General features: G+C 38.9%; 12 protein-coding genes, 1 pseudogene and 1 CRISPR repeat array. Of the genes and pseudogenes, 2 read left to right on the top strand and 11 right to left on the bottom strand.

Annotation, left to right across the window (positions count from 1 at the left end; all coding sequences use genetic code 11):
- Positions 1-143: 143 nt before the first annotated feature.
- The 11 genes and pseudogenes from tnpA to cas9 form a co-directional block, all read right to left on the bottom strand.
- Positions 144-611 (bottom strand): annotated as a pseudogene (gene tnpA / locus K5Q34_RS10935) (IS200/IS605 family transposase).
- Positions 612-799: 188 nt separating this feature from the next.
- Positions 800-3,064, bottom strand: a complete 2,265-nt coding sequence (locus tag K5Q34_RS10930; protein WP_172115952.1) for a glycogen/starch/alpha-glucan phosphorylase — start codon at positions 3,062-3,064, stop codon at positions 800-802.
- Positions 3,065-3,390: 326 nt separating this feature from the next.
- Positions 3,391-4,104, bottom strand: coding sequence for a purine-nucleoside phosphorylase (gene deoD / locus K5Q34_RS10925; protein WP_014638302.1), 714 nt, complete (start codon positions 4,102-4,104; stop codon positions 3,391-3,393).
- A 32-nt stretch (positions 4,105-4,136) separates the two neighbouring features.
- On the bottom strand, positions 4,137-4,946 hold the full coding sequence (locus K5Q34_RS10920) for a purine-nucleoside phosphorylase (RefSeq protein WP_014638303.1): 810 nt from the start codon (positions 4,944-4,946) through the stop codon (positions 4,137-4,139).
- Between the two features lie 11 nt (positions 4,947-4,957).
- Positions 4,958-5,314, bottom strand: a complete 357-nt coding sequence (locus K5Q34_RS10915) for an arsenate reductase family protein (RefSeq protein ID WP_105116382.1) — start codon at positions 5,312-5,314, stop codon at positions 4,958-4,960.
- Positions 5,314-6,525, bottom strand: coding sequence for a phosphopentomutase (locus tag K5Q34_RS10910; protein ID WP_172104740.1), 1,212 nt, complete (start codon positions 6,523-6,525; stop codon positions 5,314-5,316). The genes K5Q34_RS10915 and K5Q34_RS10910 overlap by 1 nt, the downstream gene beginning before the upstream one ends.
- 327 nt (positions 6,526-6,852) lie before the next feature.
- Complete coding sequence (gene rpiA / locus K5Q34_RS10905; protein WP_002935597.1) at positions 6,853-7,527, bottom strand: ribose-5-phosphate isomerase RpiA; 675 nt, start codon at positions 7,525-7,527, stop codon at positions 6,853-6,855.
- A gap of 358 nt (positions 7,528-7,885) precedes the next feature.
- A CRISPR array of direct repeats spans positions 7,886-9,571; the repeat unit is 36 nt; unit sequence GTTTTGAAACCATTCGAAACAGCACAGCTCTAAAAC.
- A 98-nt stretch (positions 9,572-9,669) separates the two neighbouring features.
- Complete coding sequence (gene csn2 / locus K5Q34_RS10900) at positions 9,670-10,335, bottom strand: type II-A CRISPR-associated protein Csn2 (RefSeq protein WP_221864995.1); 666 nt, start codon at positions 10,333-10,335, stop codon at positions 9,670-9,672.
- Position 10,336: 1 nt separating this feature from the next.
- Positions 10,337-10,669 carry a CRISPR-associated endonuclease Cas2 gene (cas2, locus tag K5Q34_RS10895; RefSeq protein WP_024381495.1) on the bottom strand — a complete coding sequence of 111 codons (333 nt, stop codon included), beginning with the start codon at positions 10,667-10,669 and terminating at the stop codon, positions 10,337-10,339.
- A complete protein-coding gene (gene cas1, locus K5Q34_RS10890) occupies positions 10,666-11,532 on the bottom strand; it encodes a type II CRISPR-associated endonuclease Cas1 (RefSeq protein WP_105179276.1) in 867 nt (288 codons plus the stop codon). Before cas1 ends, cas2 begins: the two co-directional genes overlap by 4 nt.
- Entirely contained in the window at positions 11,532-15,623 is a 4,092-nt protein-coding gene (gene cas9, locus K5Q34_RS10885) for a type II CRISPR RNA-guided endonuclease Cas9 (protein WP_221864996.1), read from the bottom strand. Before cas9 ends, cas1 begins: the two co-directional genes overlap by 1 nt.
- A 727-nt stretch (positions 15,624-16,350) precedes the next feature.
- On the opposite strand from cas9, the gene mnmE reads away from it, so the two are divergent.
- Positions 16,351-17,724: a tRNA uridine-5-carboxymethylaminomethyl(34) synthesis GTPase MnmE gene (mnmE, locus tag K5Q34_RS10880; RefSeq protein WP_205027882.1), complete on the top strand. Its 1,374-nt coding sequence runs from the start codon at positions 16,351-16,353 to the stop codon at positions 17,722-17,724.
- A 203-nt stretch (positions 17,725-17,927) separates the two neighbouring features.
- Positions 17,928-19,004, top strand: a complete 1,077-nt coding sequence (locus K5Q34_RS10875) for a hypothetical protein (RefSeq protein ID WP_221864994.1) — start codon at positions 17,928-17,930, stop codon at positions 19,002-19,004.
- Positions 19,005-19,162 lie beyond the last annotated feature (158 nt).

The following is a 19,162-nucleotide window of genomic DNA, read 5'->3' as shown; positions in this document are numbered from 1 at the left end:
AATCATGACCACCCGTCAAACGGGTGGTTTGAACAAGGGCTGTAAGCCCACATCACCAGCCAGCGCCTAAAGACGCTGGCTTTCACTTTGTTCAAGCCTCACTGCTTTTGACTCGTCACTAGCCTCTTAAAGAGGCATTCGTACTACTTGCCATTATCCCTAAAGGGATCTTCATACTCTTTTACACTCAATTTATCAAGTGCTATATCATGCTTTTCCTGCTCTTGAATATATTTCTTAATTGTGGCTTCATTAAGTCCAACTGTACTTACATAATAGCTCTCTGCCCAGAAATGGCGATTGCCAAATTTATATTTGAGATTGGCGTGTTTATCAAACATCATAAGAGCACTCTTACCTTTTAAATATTATCCCATAAAGCTTGATACACTTAATCGCGGAGGAATACTGACTAACATATGAACATGATCCGGCATCAGATGTCCTTCAATAATTTCTACGCCTTTATAACTACACAAACGTCGGAATATTTCTCCCAAACTACTTCGATATCGATTATAGATGATTTTTCGTCTATACTTAGGGGTGAAGACAATGTGGTATTTACACAGCCACTTTGTATGTGATAAACTATGTGCCTTTTGTGCCATACTTTTCTCCTCTCGCTTTACTATAGGCTTGAACACCTTTATTGTATCGCGTTTGGAGTTTTTTTGGTATAACCTTCGTCGCACACCCGCATAGCGGGTGGTTTATTTGTCACGCACCTTACGGAGCGTGACGGACTAAAAGTCACATAAATACAGAAAAAATGACCCCGAAAGGTCATTTTTATATGCTACGCTTCCAAATGCCAGATGTCTTCGTTGTACTGTTGAATAGTACGGTCTGACGAGAAGAAACCTGCTTTAGCGATGTTGACGATGACTTTTTCCAACCAGCTGTCGCGATCTTCATAGTCTGCTAACATTCTTTCCTTGGTCGCAATGTAGTCTTCCAAGTCTAGCAAGGTCATGAAGTGGTCATTGTGCTTAAGGTTGTCCTGCAAACGCCAGAGACGCTCATCGATCCCACCAGAATGACGAATGGTATCCGATGTAATGAAGTCAATCAATGGACGAATGGCTTCACGTTCGTAGAAGGAATATGGATGGTAGGTTCCATTTGCATAGTGTTCGATAACTGTTTGGCTATCTTGACCAAAGATATAGATATTTTCATCACCAACTAATTCATGAATTTCCACATTGGCACCGTCATCTGTACCGATAGTCAAGGCACCGTTGAGCATGAATTTCATGTTACCAGTACCAGATGCTTCTTTAGATGCAAGAGAAATCTGCTCTGAAATATCTGCCGCTGGAATGATGAAGCTGGCTTCCGTTACGTTGTAGTTTTCAATCATGACCAACTGCAAGTGTGGTGCTACTTCTGGATCATTTTTGATAACCTGTGACAAGACCAAAATCAAGTGGATAATATCTTGAGCCGTTGTGTAAGCTGGTGCTGCTTTTCCTCCAAAGAAGACTGTCAATGGACGAGTTGGGATATTGCCTGCCTTGATATCCAAATACTTGTGGATAACATAGAGAACATTCATCTGTTGACGCTTGTACTCGTGCATACGCTTGATTTGTACATCAAAGATGGATTCTGGATTGACATGGACACCTTGCGTCTTAGCAATATGACGTTGCAACTTACGCTTGTTGTGTTGCTTGGTTTTTTCTAACCAAGATTTTAATTCCTTGTCATTCTTATACTCTAAGAGTTTTTCCAACTCGCTGGCATCATGGTGGTAGCCATGACCAAGTAGGCCATCAAGATAATTAGCCAAGCTTGGGTTAGCATGCATGAGCCAACGGCGGAAGGTGATACCGTTAGTCTTGTTGTTAAATTTCTCTGGGTAAAGCTCGTAGAAGGCTTTCAACTCAGATGTCTTCAAAATCTCAGTATGAAGGGCTGCTACACCGTTGATAGAGTAGCCGTAGTGAATATCCATGTGGGCCATGTGGACACGACCATGCTCATCGATGATATTAACCGCCGGATCATTTTTCACTTCTTTTGCACGGCGGTCCAACTCCTCGATAAATGGTACTAAGTGAGGCACCACACGGTTCAAGAAGTCAAGCGGCCATTTTTCAAGGGCTTCAGACAAGATTGTGTGGTTGGTATAGGCAGTCATTTTCTTGACAATTTCAATTGCCTCATCAAAGGAAATGCCACGAAGTTCCAAGAGACGAATCAATTCTGGAATGACAAGGGATGGGTGAGTGTCGTTGATTTGAACCACTGCATAATCAGGCAAGTCATGGAGGTTTGACCCTTTGGCAACCGCTTCATCAATCAAGAGTTGAGCTGCATTTGATACCATGAAATACTGTTGGAAGATACGGAGAACTTTACCCTCGTCTGTCGAATCATCTGGATAGAGGAAGAGAGTCAAGTTTCGGAAAATGTCTTCCTTGTCAAACTCTATTCCGTCATAAATAATATTGTCATCAACTGAACCAAGGTCAAACAAGCGAAGACGATTCTTGCGTTCCATTTTATAACCAGGTACATCGATGTCATACAACTTAGAAGTCAAGGTAAAGTTAGCAAATGGCACCTGATAAGAAATCGGTGACTCCGTTAACCATGAACGTGGTGTAATCCACTCGTTTGGCACAGCAGACTGCTGATGGTATTCAAATAATTGTCTAAACAGTCCAAAGTGATAATTCAAACCAACCCCATCACCATTAAGACCTAGACTAGCAATTGAATCAAGGAAGCAGGCAGCCAAACGACCCAAACCACCATTTCCTAGTGATGGCTCCATCTCCACATCTTCAATAGCAATTAAGTCTTTACCTGCTGCTGCAAGCTGGCTCTTCACCTCATCATAAACACCCAAGTTGATCAAGTTATTAGACAAGAGCTTACCAATTAAGAACTCTGCTGAAATATAGTAGACCTTTTTCTTTTGGTCATTTGTATACTTAGCTTCACTCTGCTGTTTTGTAAAAGCAAGCAAGGCGTAATAGAGTTCTTGGTCTGTACAATCTTCAATGCGTTTGGCATACATAGACTGAACAAAATTTTGTAAATTAATCATAAGGCTTCTCCTGGATATATTAACGTAATCATTCAGAAAGGTTTCGCTCTACCTTTGTAAACGTTTTCTTAATTATACCCTATTTATAAAAAAAAGACAAGCCAACTTCCGTACAAATAGAAATTGGTTCGCCTTTTAAACGAGGCTGGACAAAAAGTCCAGCCACGCTTCTCAGGGTTCGTGTAAACATCTCAGCGCAGTGGTTGATTGGCAGATTTGTTCGTGTTTCACACTCCAAATCTGACCTAATCAACTGTGCGGGGGTGGGAAGACGAACTCTTTTTTAGACCAGTCGAGTTCTTTCCCACTCCCAGAATTATTCTTAATTATTCTGCAATCAGAGTTTCCAAACCAACTTTCATCATATCCGTGAAAGTATTTTGACGCTCTTCTGCTGTGGTGTCTTCCTCTGGATTAACCAAGCTATCTGAAATCGTCATAATGGCAAGCGTTTGAACGCCAAACTTAGCACCTAGGTAATAAAGTGCAGCTGCTTCCATTTCTACAGCCTTGACACCTAGTTGACCTAATTCTAAGTTGCGACTAAACAATTTTGGAGAATAGAAACTATCTGATGATAAAACATTGCCAACATGCGTTGTCATGTTGAGTTCTTTGGCGATATGATAAGCCTTATCTAAAAGATCAAAATCAGCGATTTGTGGCAAATCGTACTCTGGCCAGTCAATATTGATCATACGAGAGTTGGTCGCAGCTGCCTGAGCCAAGACCAATTCACGGACATGGACATCCTCGTTCAAAGAACCTGCTGTTCCCACACGAATTAGTTTTTTCACACCATATTCGTTAATCAATTCATGGGCATAGATAGAGATGGATGGCATCCCCATACCTGTTCCCATGACAGAGACACGATGCCCCTTGTAGGTACCTGTGTAGCCGAACATATTGCGAACTTCGTTGAAGCAAACTGCATCTTCAAGGAAGTTTTCAGCGATAAATTTAGCACGGAGTGGATCACCAGGAAGCAAAATCTTATCAGCAATTTCGCCTGGTTTTGCGGAAATATGGATAGACATGTAATGTACCTCTTTGTTCTATTTTCGAATGCTTACAACTCAGCCAAGATAGCTTTCACCAAGCCCTTGAAGTTGCCCTTGATTTGCTCGGTTACTTCTACAACTTCTTCGTGGTTGAGTTCAGATTGGAAACCAGCCGCAAAGTTTGTGATAGCAGAAATACCCAAGACTTTCATACCTGAGTGAGCTGCCACAATAACTTCTGGCACAGTTGACATACCGACTGCATGGGCACCCATAGTCTTGAAGGCCAAGATTTCAGCAGGTGTTTCATAGGTAGGACCTGTCACGCCGAGATAGACACCATCGTCCAACTTGATACCCAATTTTTCCGCAATGGCATGGGCTTTTTCACGGTATTCTTTAGTGTAGGCATTTGACATATCTGGGAAACGTGGACCAAATTCTTCCAAGTTTTCACCAATCAATGGATTTTGGCCAGTCATGTTGATGTGGTCTGTAATGGCCATAAGGGTACCTGGACCGTAGCCGATACCACCTGCGGCATTTGTTACAATCACACCTTCACAACCAAGGGCTTTCATAACACGGACTGGGAAGGTCACAACTTCCATCGGATTTCCTTCGTAGAAATGGAAACGACCTTGAAGAGCTAAGACCTTACGTCCTGCCAAATCACCGTAAACCAACTTACCAGCATGACCTACAACTGTTGACTTACCCCAGTTTGGAATATCTGCATAGTCGATGACAATGGCGTTTTCAACTTCTTGGGCCAATTCACCCAAGCCAGAACCCAAAATCAAACCGAATTCAGGTTTTACCAAACCTTTTTCTTCCAAGAACGTTTTTGTTTCATTGATTTTTGCAAGTAAACTCATATTTTCTCCTTTTATAAATAATCCGACCAGTCATATTCTGGCATTTTTTCCTTGATGATGTCGAGCGGACGACAGAGAAAGGCTGTCTGTTCACGCTCGATAATGGGACGGTTGAGAAGAGCAGGCTCTTCCACTAAACGCTCAAAGAGTTGTTCTTCTGATAAACCTGCTCGCTCTTCTTCTGTCAACCGAATAACTGCTGAAGGCTGACTGCCCATTTTTTCCAAGAGTGCTGTCAATTCCTCTGCTGTCAGTGGATTTTCTAGATAATTAACCCACTTGACTTCCATATCCTGACTGGACAGCAATATTCTTAATTTTTTACACTTGCTACAGTCAGGATTGTAATAGACCGTTAGCTTCTCCATTAAACCAATTGTGACAAGAAGCTTTCGCCAATCATGGCTGTATCCACTCCGAAGTTTTCCGCAACGGTTGCTGAAATGTCCGCAAAATGACCTACTGGCAAGACACCACTACCTTTGAAAGCCTTGCTGTATGCCAAGAGTGGCACATATTCACGTGTATGGTCTGTTCCAGCATAGGATGGATCATTGCCGTGGTCTGCAGTAATCAAGAGCAGGTCATCTTCACGCATATTGTCAATAATCTCTGGAATACGTGCATCAAACTCTTGCAAACAATCGCGGTAGCCTTCGATATTGCGACGGTGACCATACACAGCATCAAAGTCAACTAAGTTTGTGAAGGAGAAACCTTCCTCGAAGTCTGATAACTTCAGAGTATCAATCAACACATCGACACCGTGCATGTTGGACTTGGTGTGACCCATATCATTTGTAATACCTGAACCATTGAAAATATCACTGATTTTACCAACTGAGTAAGTTGGTACACCCGCATCTGCCAGTTTGTTGAGTACTGTTGCTTCGAACGGTGATACTGCATAGTCGTGACGGTTGGCAGTTCGTGAGAAATTGCCTGACTCACCAACGTATGGACGGGCGATGATACGGCCTAGAAGAGCTGGGCGTTCAAGGGTAATGGAACGAGCGTATTCACAGATACGATACAACTCATCAAGTGGAATAATGTCTTCATGGGCTGCAATCTGAAGCACAGGGTCTGCGGAGGTATAGACGATCAACTCCCCTGTTTCCATTTGGCGAGGACCAAAGTCATCAATGACAGCTGTACCTGAATACGGCTTGTTTGCTTCGCGGATGATTTTACGACCTGAGAATTCTTCGATTTTGGTCAAAATCTCTTCAGGGAAACCATCCCAGAATGTATCAAATGGCTCAGTAATATTGAGACCCATAATTTCCCAGTGTCCAGTCATGGTATCCTTGCCGAGCGATACTTCTTCCAACTTAGTCACGTAACCAGTTGGATGGCTTTCAGCAGGAACTGTCGCAAGCGCTGTATCTCGAGGGATATTTCCAAGACCAATCTTGGTCATATTAGGCACCTCAAGCCCAGCTTTTTCAGAAATGTGACCGAGAGTATCAGATTCTGTATCTGCTACACCCGCATTGAAAAATTTATCTGAGTCTGGTGCTGCGCCGATTCCGACAGAGTCCATAACTACCAAGTGAACACGTTTAAATTTAGGCATAATTGTCTCCTTTATTTGAATAGTTAGATTCAACCAAAATCAATATCCAACCAAGTTGCTAGACTGGAAATTATCGTTACCACATCTAAACATTTTAATGGGGTGCAATACTTATACAGTCACAGCTCTCGGCATCAAACTTCCTAACCATCAAAACTAGATACTGTTACTCGCTTCACTGCCTGCTGTTCAGCTATCGCTTTTTCAGTACCTATCGTCTGACTGCTACGAGGTAAGGGGATAGATTTTTGAAGAGTCTAAACGTTCGTGTTTTCATTATACCATAAAAAAGCCTCTCATTGTACCAAAATGAGAAGCGTTTTCAATTTATTTCTTTTCGATGATGTTCGGTCCTTCTGGTGTACCAACAATTACCTTGGAAATCAATCCAATAAAGAGACCGTGTTCTACAACACCGACGGTCCGATCCAATTCTTCCGCCAATGCATATGTGTCTTCTATTCTGCGCAAATCAAGGTCAATGATAAAGTTCTGCATATCCGTGATATGTTTTTCTCCATTACGCATACGGAAACTTGGACGATACCCTTTTTTCTCAAATAGTCGGAAAAGATTTTCCGCACCGTACTGTACAACTTCTACCGGCAACTTGAAAGCTCCTAGGGTTTGAACCACCTTAGACTCATCCACAATCCAGATGCAGTCCTTACTATTGACCGCGACCACCTTCTCCATGAGAAGCGCTGCGCCACCGCCTTTAATCCCATTGAAGTCTCCATCAACCTCATCTGCTCCATCCACCGTCAAGTCCACATATTCGACTTCGTCTATATTTTTTAGGGGAATCCCAAGGGACGCAGCATGTTCTGCCGTAGCATGAGAGGTCGTTACGCCTGTGATCTGCAAGCCCTCTTCCGCAACCCGGCGACCAATCTCCTGCACGAAATAGTATGCCGTCGAACCAGTTCCCAGCCCAACAATCATCCCGTCCGTCACAAATTCCGCCGCCTTAATCCCAACCTGCTCTTTTAGGTTTGTCATCTTTGTCTCCTTTGAAGTAAAACGAATACATATAGTATAGCATGGAAAAGGGGGTGGGACAAGAGTCAGTTAGAAATCTTGGAGGAAAATGGAGGGGAATTAATTTCGACAGTATTTTCTAGGCTATCGTAAAAATTATAAAAAATTAAAACAATGATATAAATGCAGACTTTAATCAGGAAGACCTATTAAATTAAGCTCTTTATCAATTTCATCCCCACTTATTTCTTTCAATCTCTTTAGTAATTTTTTTGATAATTAAAGTTACAATATTCACTACTACTGTTAGAAATAGAAGTATTAAAAAATAACAGTTTTGACATCCAGTTACTCCCCTCCTTCCTTTATAAACTTACTGCTTATTGTACTATTCGAAACAGCACAGCTCTAAAACAGAAGTAGTTGAAGGGATTGTTGGTGCAAAGTTTTGAAACCATTCGAAACAGCACAGCTCTAAAACACAAGCGTGCTTTACGTAGCAAGGAGTTATGTTTTGAAACCATTCGAAACAGCACAGCTCTAAAACACGATTTGTGCATTTCCTTCAAGGTTAAAGGTTTTGAAACCATTCGAAACAGCACAGCTCTAAAACATTAGGAAAGAACCTAAGAAAACTATACCTGTTTTGAAACCATTCGAAACAGCACAGCTCTAAAACGAGGAAGACAGCTTGGGAAATCGTAAAGAAGTTTTGAAACCATTCGAAACAGCACAGCTCTAAAACCAGATAACATCCACACATCCGATTCCTCGAGTTTTGAAACCATTCGAAACAGCACAGCTCTAAAACGCTTTAAGATTATATTTTGATTATTTTTATGTTTTGAAACCATTCGAAACAGCACAGCTCTAAAACAAGCGTCGTATCCGTTACCAATTAACGGTAGTTTTGAAACCATTCGAAACAGCACAGCTCTAAAACAGCATAAGCTAGTATAATAACGTCATTATAGTTTTGAAACCATTCGAAACAGCACAGCTCTAAAACACATTCCCAGCCGTTGCTGAAAAAGTTTCAGTTTTGAAACCATTCGAAACAGCACAGCTCTAAAACATCTCTTGGGGTATTGAGGGTGTTTCCGATGTTTTGAAACCATTCGAAACAGCACAGCTCTAAAACAAGCCCTAATATTTATTATAGTACCTGCTAGTTTTGAAACCATTCGAAACAGCACAGCTCTAAAACATACAAATCAGTATTGATAATTTTGTAAATGTTTTGAAACCATTCGAAACAGCACAGCTCTAAAACATGACGCTTATCTAAAACAACTCTTTACCAGTTTTGAAACCATTCGAAACAGCACAGCTCTAAAACGTAGCAGCTAATGATCAAAAAATGCCAATAGTTTTGAAACCATTCGAAACAGCACAGCTCTAAAACTGATGTTTATTTTATTGGTTCACAGAAAAAGTTTTGAAACCATTCGAAACAGCACAGCTCTAAAACATGAGAGATACTAGAACGACACAAATTCATGTTTTGAAACCATTCGAAACAGCACAGCTCTAAAACTGGCTCTTAGTGGATTCACCACCGAAGCTAGTTTTGAAACCATTCGAAACAGCACAGCTCTAAAACTTCATACGGGTTGATTTCGATATCACATAAGTTTTGAAACCATTCGAAACAGCACAGCTCTAAAACACTCGTTAGTAACAGGACTAAGGTAGTCTAGTTTTGAAACCATTCGAAACAGCACAGCTCTAAAACTATCTAAACTACCCTCAACTAACCTAACCTGTTTTGAAACCATTCGAAACAGCACAGCTCTAAAACTAACGGTGTGAACAAACCCCTTGACCGCCGGTTTTGAAACCATTCGAAACAGCACAGCTCTAAAACACCTTGGACGTCTTTTACTCTTAATTTTAAGTTTTGAAACCATTCGAAACAGCACAGCTCTAAAACACTTGGAGAGTTAAAAAAGCATGATAACAAGTTTTGAAACCATTCGAAACAGCACAGCTCTAAAACCGAAATTTACCAAGTGATAATAGCTTTTCTGTTTTGAAACCATTCGAAACAGCACAGCTCTAAAACCTCGTAGACTATTTTTTATCACAAAATCTCGTAATCGCGCCATTTGTCTCAGCCAGACTTCAGTTTCGAATAGTTTCTAATATTTGTACTGTATGTATTTATTTTACCATATTTTCCGATAGTAAGAAATAGTCTTTATCCAAAACATACTGAGGGAAATCTTTTCTTTTTCTCGGTTCTAGAAAAAGAACATCCATATTGGAAAGTTCAATATACTCCCTAGTTTTCTGAATTTCATCCACCGTCAAATAAGATAACACATTGATAAAGACAAGAAATTTCTTCTTATTCAAAAATTGATAAACTTGTAAAATCTCAAAAATTTTATCAAAAATCGTATCACTGATAGTTTCAATTTTGACCCCTAACGCCTTTATCAACTCCAAAACCGTAATCTCATCATACTCCAAATCAAGCTCATTCTCTAGACATTCATAAGAGATTAGTTCAGTAATAGAATTTGCTAATTTTTCAATAATTGATTTTACTTCTGGTTTTTCATTTAATTGATTTTCTAAATCAGCATGGATAAGCTTCAGTATTGGTGCAGCATTAATGTCATATCCTAAAATATCTGTCACCACCATCAGCTCGGAATCTTTAATGGACCTAAATTGTTCGTCGAAAATTTTTAATTCTATTCCATCTTGATATTGATATAAATTCCTAACCAGTCGAGAAAATACTGTCGTATCCTCTACAACAAAAATAGTTGCTTTCTCGACCGTCAGAGCTTCGTCTAGTAACGGAAAGTTCAATTTCATATCAAATCTCCTCTCCTAAAAAGACTATTCGAGAGTCCGTATTTCCTATACAGTCATCTCGCTGACCATGGAGATAAATCATACGAGCAAATTGTTTTTCTGTAACTGTCAGAAGTGTGATATTACCTTTCTTGGGATTATTTGCCTTTAGTCGCTCCAACATAGCATTACTGGCTGAATTGTTCAGGAGTAACTTGCTATAGACTGAAAATTGATGCATAATAAACCCTTCGTTGATTAAAAATTTACGGAATTTACGATATGCCTTTCTTTCATCAACTGTTTCTGTAGGCATATCAAACATCAATAGCATTCTCATATACCGGTAACTCATATCCTAAATTCAGGAACTCCTTTCCCTTTATTATTGAGTGCCTTAATCACTTTCTTCGTATAATCGCTAACAATATTAGTCAGGTACATTTCCTTATTGTTGTATTGAAATGTATCTGAGAAAATTGTAAACAATTCACGCTTAATTTTAACAAAACTATGATTTCGATTTTCGTAAACAATCTGATCTATGATAGGCCGAAAAGGTTCCATGATGTCGCTAGCAAGGTTGAATTGATTGAATTGGTTAGCGTGTTTTAAACCAAATTGTGTCATGCAGCCAGAAAGAACAACCTCACGCGCAAACATACTAAGTAACAGGGTATAGCCATAATCTAGACTTGCGTTGATGTCATTATCAAGTTCTCGATTAAAATCATTTCCAAACAAAGTATTAAAGTAAATCCTCGCAGAATGTCCTTCACGATTACTAGGGTCAAAGAGCTCCAAGCTATGGTACAAATTCATGACGGATTGAGATTTTTCAATGAAACCACACGCACTGAGATAGATACTTTGGTTTAGTATTTTCTGGGAAATGATATGTGTCCAAACTTCAGCTTTGACTGCTTCTTCCCAGTCAATTTGCTTCGAAAGTTGCAAACTGGAATCATGTCGAGCATAATAAGGCATCAAGTGTGCTGTTGGTAGTCGCTTATCATCACAAAAAATAACCAGAATATTTTCATCTACTAATCGCTTGATCAACATCGTAGACAGCACAATATCAGTTGTTTCCAGCAATAAGATGTCAACCTCGGACAGATGAATCATTTCTGTCCGAGTAGCATCTTTAAAAATTAAATGATTATTTTTATATGATAGTTTGGAGTGTGTATTTACAATAACAGTCCGCCAGCCCATTAGTCTCCTCCTAATTTGCTCAAATCAATACGTGTTTCATAGAGACCAGTCACAGACTGATGAATGAGGGTAGCATCTAAAATCTCAGCGGTTGAGGTATAACGTTTACGATCAATAACAGAACCTAAAAATTTGAATGCGGCTGGAGCCCCATTAGCCGTAAAGGTTAGCAGATTTACAAATGAACTTGTCAAATCACTAATGTCATCTCCATCATTTTTATCATACAATTCTTCTATTTTACTCAGACGATCTTGAGCCAAAATGTATCTAGTAGAGAAATCTGATATATGTCTCAAAAGTTCTTTAAACTCATGTTTATTTTTATTAACATAGTTTAAGTGAATGGGCTCAGTGATTTTGTGAATATTACTTGAATGATATAGCAATGTCACCAAGTGAGGTGGTAAAACCATTTCATTTCCCTTCTGCAACTCCTTCGCACTAGCTAAAAGTCTTCGCCGTCCATTTTCTAATTCAAATAGACTGTATTTAGGTAGTTTTATAATATTCCTTTCTTGAATATTCTTATAGCCCTTATGTTCAAGAAACTCAATAGGATTTTTTTCAAATGCCATTCTCTCCATAATGGTGATACCAATGAGTTCTTTGACCTTCTTTAGTTTCTTGGCCTTCCCTTTTTCAATATCTGCAATTAGTAAAATTGAATAAGCAATTGTTGGGCTATCAAATCCACCATATTTTTTTGTATCAAGATAGAATTTTTCAGTTTTTCGAGGAATGAGTTTATCCGAATTACCATGTGGTAAAATGGATTCCTTAGAAAATCCGCCAGTTTGCATCTCTACTTTTTTCACAACATTCACTTGCGGATAAGATAAGACTTTTCTAACCGTTCTAAAGTCCGACTTTTTGTCCCAAACAATTTCCCCGGTTTCCTTGTTTACCTCAATAATAGGTCTAATTTTTACCGTCCCTGTTTTGGAAGATTTCACAACTCGCTTGAAAAAGTTCATGATATTAGAATAAAATAAGACCCTCTCGGTTGCCGATTTACGAGATTTATAGCTATTGTATTTTGGATAGTCTCCATAAACAAATTCTGGTGCTAACTGAGGGTACTTTTTCAATAAAGCTGTTGCTACTACTGCATTTAGATAGGCATCATGAGCGTGATGGTAATTGTTGATCTCACGTACCTTGTACAGCTGATAGTCTTTTCTAAATTGAGATACTAAGCTTGATTTCAAGGTAATAATATTGACTTTCGGATCACGAATTCTATTTCCAGCGTCATCCAACTTCGTATTAAAGCGCGTATCCAAAATTCTAGCCACATGCTTTGTGATTTGTCTAGTTTCCACTAATTGTCTCTGGATAAACCTTGCCTTATCCTCATTGGTCAACCCACCTCGCTCCGCTTTGGTCAGGTTATCAAATTTACGTTGCGAAATAAGTTGAGAATCTAATAACTGTTTCCAGAAGTTTTTCTTTTTATGAACAATTTCGAGGCTTGGCACATCATCAGACTTACCTCGGTTTTTAGCAGATTTAGTCAATACCTTATTATCTAATGAGTCATCTTTAATAAATGCTTGTGGGATGATATGATCAATATCATATTGACTGAGCTGATCAATATCTAACTCTTCATCAGTATACATATCCTTTCCATTTTGAAGATAATAGAGAAAAAGTCGATCATTCTGCAACGCTTGATTATTTGTTGGATATTCTTTAAGAATTTTTGAATTCAAGTTGCTGTCTAAATTCTTAATCGCATTCTCTATTTTCTTATAGCGCTGTTGCGAATTACGGCGACCTTGATTCGTAAACTGATTTTCACGAGCCATTTCAACAACGATATGCTCAGGATCATATCCCATAACCCCTATCAATTCATCCACAATTTTTAAACTTTGTAGGATTCCTTTTTTTATGGCTGGGCTTCCGGCAAGATTTTGCACCTCTGCGCGATAATCTTCTGCTTCTCCAGAACCTTGTGCTAGTCTGATTTCATCTACAAATGATAGAGTATCGTCATGAATCAGTTGCATAAAATTACGATTACTGGTTCCGTCATCTATTAGATAATCCAAGATCGTTTTTCTCGTAGTTTTATTTCGAATGCCATTAATTAACTTAGCAGATAATCGACCCCAACCAGTATAATGCCGACGTTCCAGCTTTTTGCGTTGTTCTTCTGTCAATACATCCTTATACTTCTCTAGGCGTTTTCTAATCATTTCTCTATCTTCAAATAGAGTTAGAGTTAACACAACATTTTCCAAAATATCTTCATTTTCTGGATTATCAAGGAAATCTTCAGATACTATTTTTTTCAAATCATGATAAGTTGGAAGACTAGCATTAAACTGATCTTCAAGGCCTTTTAATTCAACCCCCTCGTAGCCATTGGAGTTTTCCAAATAAGATTTGATATCTTTGGCTGTGACTTTTCGCTTCGTTTTAAAGAAAGTTTTGACGATATCCTTTTTTTGTCTACTATCAAGGAATTGATAATCACGCATTCCTTCTGCTATAAATTTAACTTTTGTCAACTCATTATATACTGCAAACTTTTCATATAGCAGACTATGCTTTGGAAGAACCTTTTGATCCGGCAAGTATTGATCATAGTTTGTCATACGAGTGATGAAGTTTTCGGCGGAAGTTTCCTTATCAACCATTTCATCAAAATTCCAAGGCCGAATCTTCTCGTCTGATTTACGATTTAACCAAGCAAACTCACTCTTTCCTCGTGCCAGCGGACCAACATAATAAGGAATACGGAAAGTTAGTATTTTTTCAATCTTATCCTGATTCTCTACTAAAAACGGATAAAACTCGGCCTGTCTGCGAATGATAGCATGCATTTCTTGGAGATGAATTTGGTGAGGAATAGAACCATTATCAAAGGTACGTTGTTTTCTAAGGAAATCTTCTCTATCAATTTTATCAATGAAATAATTACTTCCCTCAATCTTCTCTATTGCTTTTTTTATGAATCTATAAAAATTCTCCTGCGTCGTTTTGCCCTCAATATAACCTGCATAACCATCTTTTAGCTTATCATTGAAAACTTCTTTATAGGAATCGGACAAATTCTGATGAATAAATTTCTTTAGTAAAGCTAAATCCTTTTGATGCTCCTCATATCTATTAACCATTGAACTAGAAAGCGGAGCTTTTGTTGTAGAATCAGTTGTTGACAAAATCCCTGCCAACAATATCCCATCGTACAAGGATTTTGTCGCGATAAACAGGTCAGCATAATCATCCCCGATTTTACCTAATAACTCCTCCAAATCTTCTTCGTACGTTTCTTTAGAAAATTGGATTTTTGCATCTTCAGCCAGCTCGAAATTTGTTTTAAAATTAGGCTGTAGCCCTAGGGCAAGTGCAAGAAAATTACCAAACAGTCCATTTTTCTTTTCATTTGGAAAATAATGAAGAATATTTTCTAAACGTCTAGACTTACTGACTTTTTCAACTAAAACATCTGTAACATTTGGTAGATTCTCTGATAAATAGCTACCTTCAACAGTTTTGTCGAACATCTCAACAAAATCTTTAAATAAATGTTGAACATCTTTATTTTCAGATTTTAAATCCCCTTCAAACAGAAAATGCCCTCTATACTTTATAATATGAGCCAACGCAAGATAAATTAAACGAATATCTGCTTTTTGAGAAGAATCTGCTAATTGTTTTCTTAAATGATAAATAGTTGGAAACTGTTTATGGTACTCTTTTTCCTCCTGCAAGGTTCCGAAAATTGGATGCTTACTTCCTTGCTTATCCTCAACAATAAGAAAAGAATCATCAAGGCGTTGGAAAAAACTGTCATCAATCTTATTGATTTCTTCTGCAAATACTTCTTGCAAGTATAAGATACGATTTCTGCGGCGTGTGTAACGTCTACGAGCTGTTCGCTTTAGTCTGCGACTTTCTGCTGTATTGCCTTCATCAAATAGTAGGGTACCTAGTAAATTTTTTTTAATGTACCCCTTTTCGGTATTTCCAAATACCTTCATTTTTTTTGAAGGCACCTTATAATCATCTGTAACAACAGACCAACCAACAGAATTGGTACCAATATCAATCCCGATGGCATATTTTTTGTTCACCATAGTTTTACTCCTTTGTTTTATTACTAATTTAATAATGTTGTTATTAACTCTACTATACTTTTAAGAAATTTAAAAAACTATGTAAACATAATTAATTTTTTCTTCTTCACTTTTTAAATCTCCTTAAATACAAATTAAAAACATAAATACAATTGAATTATACACAACACTTTAGATAGATGCAAGAAATTATATATTTTTGTAAAAAGGATTTTGTTATTGCTGATAATTTTGTTATAATCAAGAGTGATTTGTATTTAGTTTTAGCACTTTGTTGGTTTAGAGTGCAACAATTTTTTATAAAAACTCTTGCAAATATCTGTAAGATGCTATATAATAATTTTGTTGAAACCATTCGAAACAACACAGCGAGTTAAAATAAGGCTTTGTCCGTACTCAATTTTGCGCACCGATTCGGTGCTTTTTTGTTTCTATTGTTATTATATCAAATTTCAAATCGTTTTCAATACATATCTTTGTATCATCATCTCTAAAATGTGCTTTTTTTATCATTCCATGTTAAACTTATAAGTAAGATTTAAGAACCTGTATTCACAGTTCAGCACTTCCATCTAAGGATAGTTTATCAGCTACTTAGCCTTAGTTTTTTTTCAAAATACAGTTAGTATTCTCTCAAAAAACTGTCTTGATTTGCGACAAACTACCTCTTATCTAAAAAATACTTTACTTGTGAATTCAGATTCTAGTTAGAAAGCACATTATTATGATCACCAAAGAATTCGACACAATAACAGCCATTTCAACTCCTCTCGGTGAGGGTGCCATTGGGATTGTCCGCCTGTCTGGGACGGATGCTTTTGCCATTGCCAGCAAGGTTTTCAAGGGAAAGGACCTAGCAACTGTTCCCAGCCACAGCCTCAACTACGGCCACATTATTGAACCTGCGACAGGGCAAGTGCTTGACGAGGTCATGCTGGGTGTCATGCGTTCCCCACGCACCTTCACGCGCGAAGATGTCATCGAGATTAACACCCACGGAGGCATCGCCGTTACCAACGAAATCCTTCAACTCCTGATTCGCCAAGGTGCTCGAATGGCTGAGCCAGGCGAGTTTACCAAGCGGGCCTTTCTCAACGGCCGTGTGGATTTGACCCAGGCCGAGGCCGTCATGGATGTTATCCGTGCCAAGACCGACAAGGCCATGCACAATGCCGTCCGCCAGCTTGATGGCTCCCTCTCACAGCTCATCAACGACACCCGTCAGGAGATTCTCAACACACTGGCACAGGTCGAGGTCAATATCGACTACCCTGAGTATGACGACGTCGAGGAGGCGACGACAGAGCTGGTCCGCGAGAAGACCCTCCAGTTCCAAGCCCTTTTGGAAAATCTCCTCCGTACTGCCCGCCGTGGAAAAATCCTGCGTGAAGGCATCGCTACTGCTATTATCGGTCGTCCCAATGTGGGAAAATCCAGCCTGCTCAATAATCTTCTCCGCGAGGAAAAAGCCATCGTTACAGACATCGCAGGAACAACACGCGACGTTATCGAAGAATACGTCAACATCAAAGGTGTCCCCCTCAAGCTGATTGATACAGCAGGTATCCGTGAAACAGATGACATCGTTGAAAAAATCGGCGTGGAACGATCTAAAAAAGCCCTTGAGGAGGCCGACCTCATCCTACTAGTCCTCAACGCATCCGAGCCACTAACCGAGCAAGACCGCAATCTCCTAGCCATTTCCGATTTGGCCAACCGTATCGTCCTGCTCAACAAGACCGACCTGGAAGAGCAGATTGAAGCAGACCAACTGCCCGAGGATGTCATTCGCATTTCCGTCTTGAAAAACCAGAATATTGACCAAATCGAAGAAAAAATCAACCAGCTCTTCTTTGAAAATGCTGGGCTGGTCGAGCAAGATGCTACCTACCTCTCCAATTCTCGTCATATTTCCCTGATTGAGCAAGCCGTCCAAAGCCTGCAAGCCGTCAACGACGGTCTGGAAATGGGCATGCCAGTAGACTTGTTACAGGTTGACCTGACACGCTGTTGGCAGATTTTAGGAGAAATAACAGGTGATGCTGCTCCAGATGAACTCATCACCCAACTCTTTAGCCAATTCTGTCTTGGAAAATAAGAAGAGGCTAAGCAAGTCTTAAAAATAGAAAATAGCTTAGAATTACGTCGTAAGAAACCGTGATTCTAAGCTATTTTTAATGATTCAAATTGTGATTAAAGACGAAAGGTTCAGTTTTTGCACACTTTTTGTATATTAACAGATTAAAACTTGTCCTTCTCTAAAAAATAAACTATACTATGAATAGAAAGAAGGCTTACCCTATGAAAAAAATGATAATTGCTTTACTTGCCGCTTTTTGCCTTATTTTTTCCTTTATCGCTTGGAAATTGGAAACTTATCAACACGCCAAAGTAGAACTCGATTCAAATGCTGACTTCTATCTCGTTTATCCAGGTAAAATCGAAGCCTTTCAATTATCTAATGACCAGCCAAAGCTCATTCACACTCAAAAAATGAATTCGGACAACTATTTCGGCTCTGGAAAAAACCACATTATAGACAATCAATATTTAGTTTTTGCCAATGACCAGCAGAAATTTACCAATGACAATTTGGTTTCTATTGATTTCAAAACAGGAGAAATTCTTCGTAAGCCAAGCAAATACGCTACCTACATCAGCGGAACTGATGGACAACATTTTTATACAGCAGGTCCTTTCCATGCCTTATCACAGTTCGATAATACGTTCAAATTAAAAAATCAATTAAAACTAGATGATGATTTTTTCCCACTTCCATATGTCTATGCAGATGATACATTCATTTATTTAAACGGCAATCAAATGACCACTGGTCAATCAGATTCTCAAAAAAATGTTCTCTATATTATCGATAAAACAAGCTTTACAAGATCAGATATAGTCGAATATGATAAAAATCTAGTAGCTCATGAAGGACTCCTTGCAAAGGATATACTCTATCTTCCAATCACTAGTCACCATGCTTTAGATTACAAGGATATTGAGACTTCCTATGATATTTTGACCTTCAATACAAAGACACGTACATTTTCCTCCATAACCTTATCACAGCCTGCACCAGGAAGCATCCAACCACTCAAGGAAGATAACCTATTATTCATTGAGCACGAAAGCGATTGGCTATCTGCAATCTCTTTCACCATTTATAATACCCAAACAGGTCAAGAGAGCTACCACCGTCTAGACGAGCTTAATCCTCGTCCTTATTATATTGACCATGTCCGCCAACTAGACGGTAACAGATTATTATTGATTCTGGCTGGTAAGGCACTCATCTATGACTGGCAAGCAAAAAAAGTTTTAAGTCAAACCATTCTATCTGAGGATTATGTCAGCGGGGTGTGGGTAAATGACTGATAAACAAAAACGAATCTCAATCAAAGATTGTAAAGAGACTGGGCAAAAACTAGCCAGTAAATAAAAAACACAGATAGATTCAAGCTGATTCTGATGAAATTCAGCCGAACTGTCTGTGTTTTTCTTTCTGCTTCTACTATCTTGGACTAATTTCTTAG

This window comes from Streptococcus sp. 2018110 (assembly GCF_019754115.1).
Classification (GTDB): domain Bacteria; phylum Bacillota; class Bacilli; order Lactobacillales; family Streptococcaceae; genus Streptococcus; species Streptococcus hashimotonensis.
This window is presented reverse-complemented; position numbering and strand designations above follow the sequence as displayed.

Coding starts and splice junctions, on each gene's coding strand:
- cas2 (WP_024381495.1), bottom strand. CDS start 10,669: ATGAGTTACCGGTATATGAGAATGCTATTGATGTTTGATATGCCTACA.
- mnmE (WP_205027882.1), top strand. CDS start 16,351: ATGATCACCAAAGAATTCGACACAATAACAGCCATTTCAACTCCTCTC.
- cas1 (WP_105179276.1), bottom strand. CDS start 11,532: ATGGGCTGGCGGACTGTTATTGTAAATACACACTCCAAACTATCATAT.
- K5Q34_RS10930 (WP_172115952.1), bottom strand. CDS start 3,064: ATGATTAATTTACAAAATTTTGTTCAGTCTATGTATGCCAAACGCATT.
- deoD (WP_014638302.1), bottom strand. CDS start 4,104: ATGTCTATCCATATTTCCGCAAAACCAGGCGAAATTGCTGATAAGATT.
- K5Q34_RS10920 (WP_014638303.1), bottom strand. CDS start 4,946: ATGAGTTTACTTGCAAAAATCAATGAAACAAAAACGTTCTTGGAAGAA.
- K5Q34_RS10875 (WP_221864994.1), top strand. CDS start 17,928: ATGAAAAAAATGATAATTGCTTTACTTGCCGCTTTTTGCCTTATTTTT.
- K5Q34_RS10910 (WP_172104740.1), bottom strand. CDS start 6,525: ATGCCTAAATTTAAACGTGTTCACTTGGTAGTTATGGACTCTGTCGGA.
- rpiA (WP_002935597.1), bottom strand. CDS start 7,527: ATGACAAACCTAAAAGAGCAGGTTGGGATTAAGGCGGCGGAATTTGTG.
- K5Q34_RS10915 (WP_105116382.1), bottom strand. CDS start 5,314: ATGGAGAAGCTAACGGTCTATTACAATCCTGACTGTAGCAAGTGTAAA.
- csn2 (WP_221864995.1), bottom strand. CDS start 10,335: ATGAAATTGAACTTTCCGTTACTAGACGAAGCTCTGACGGTCGAGAAA.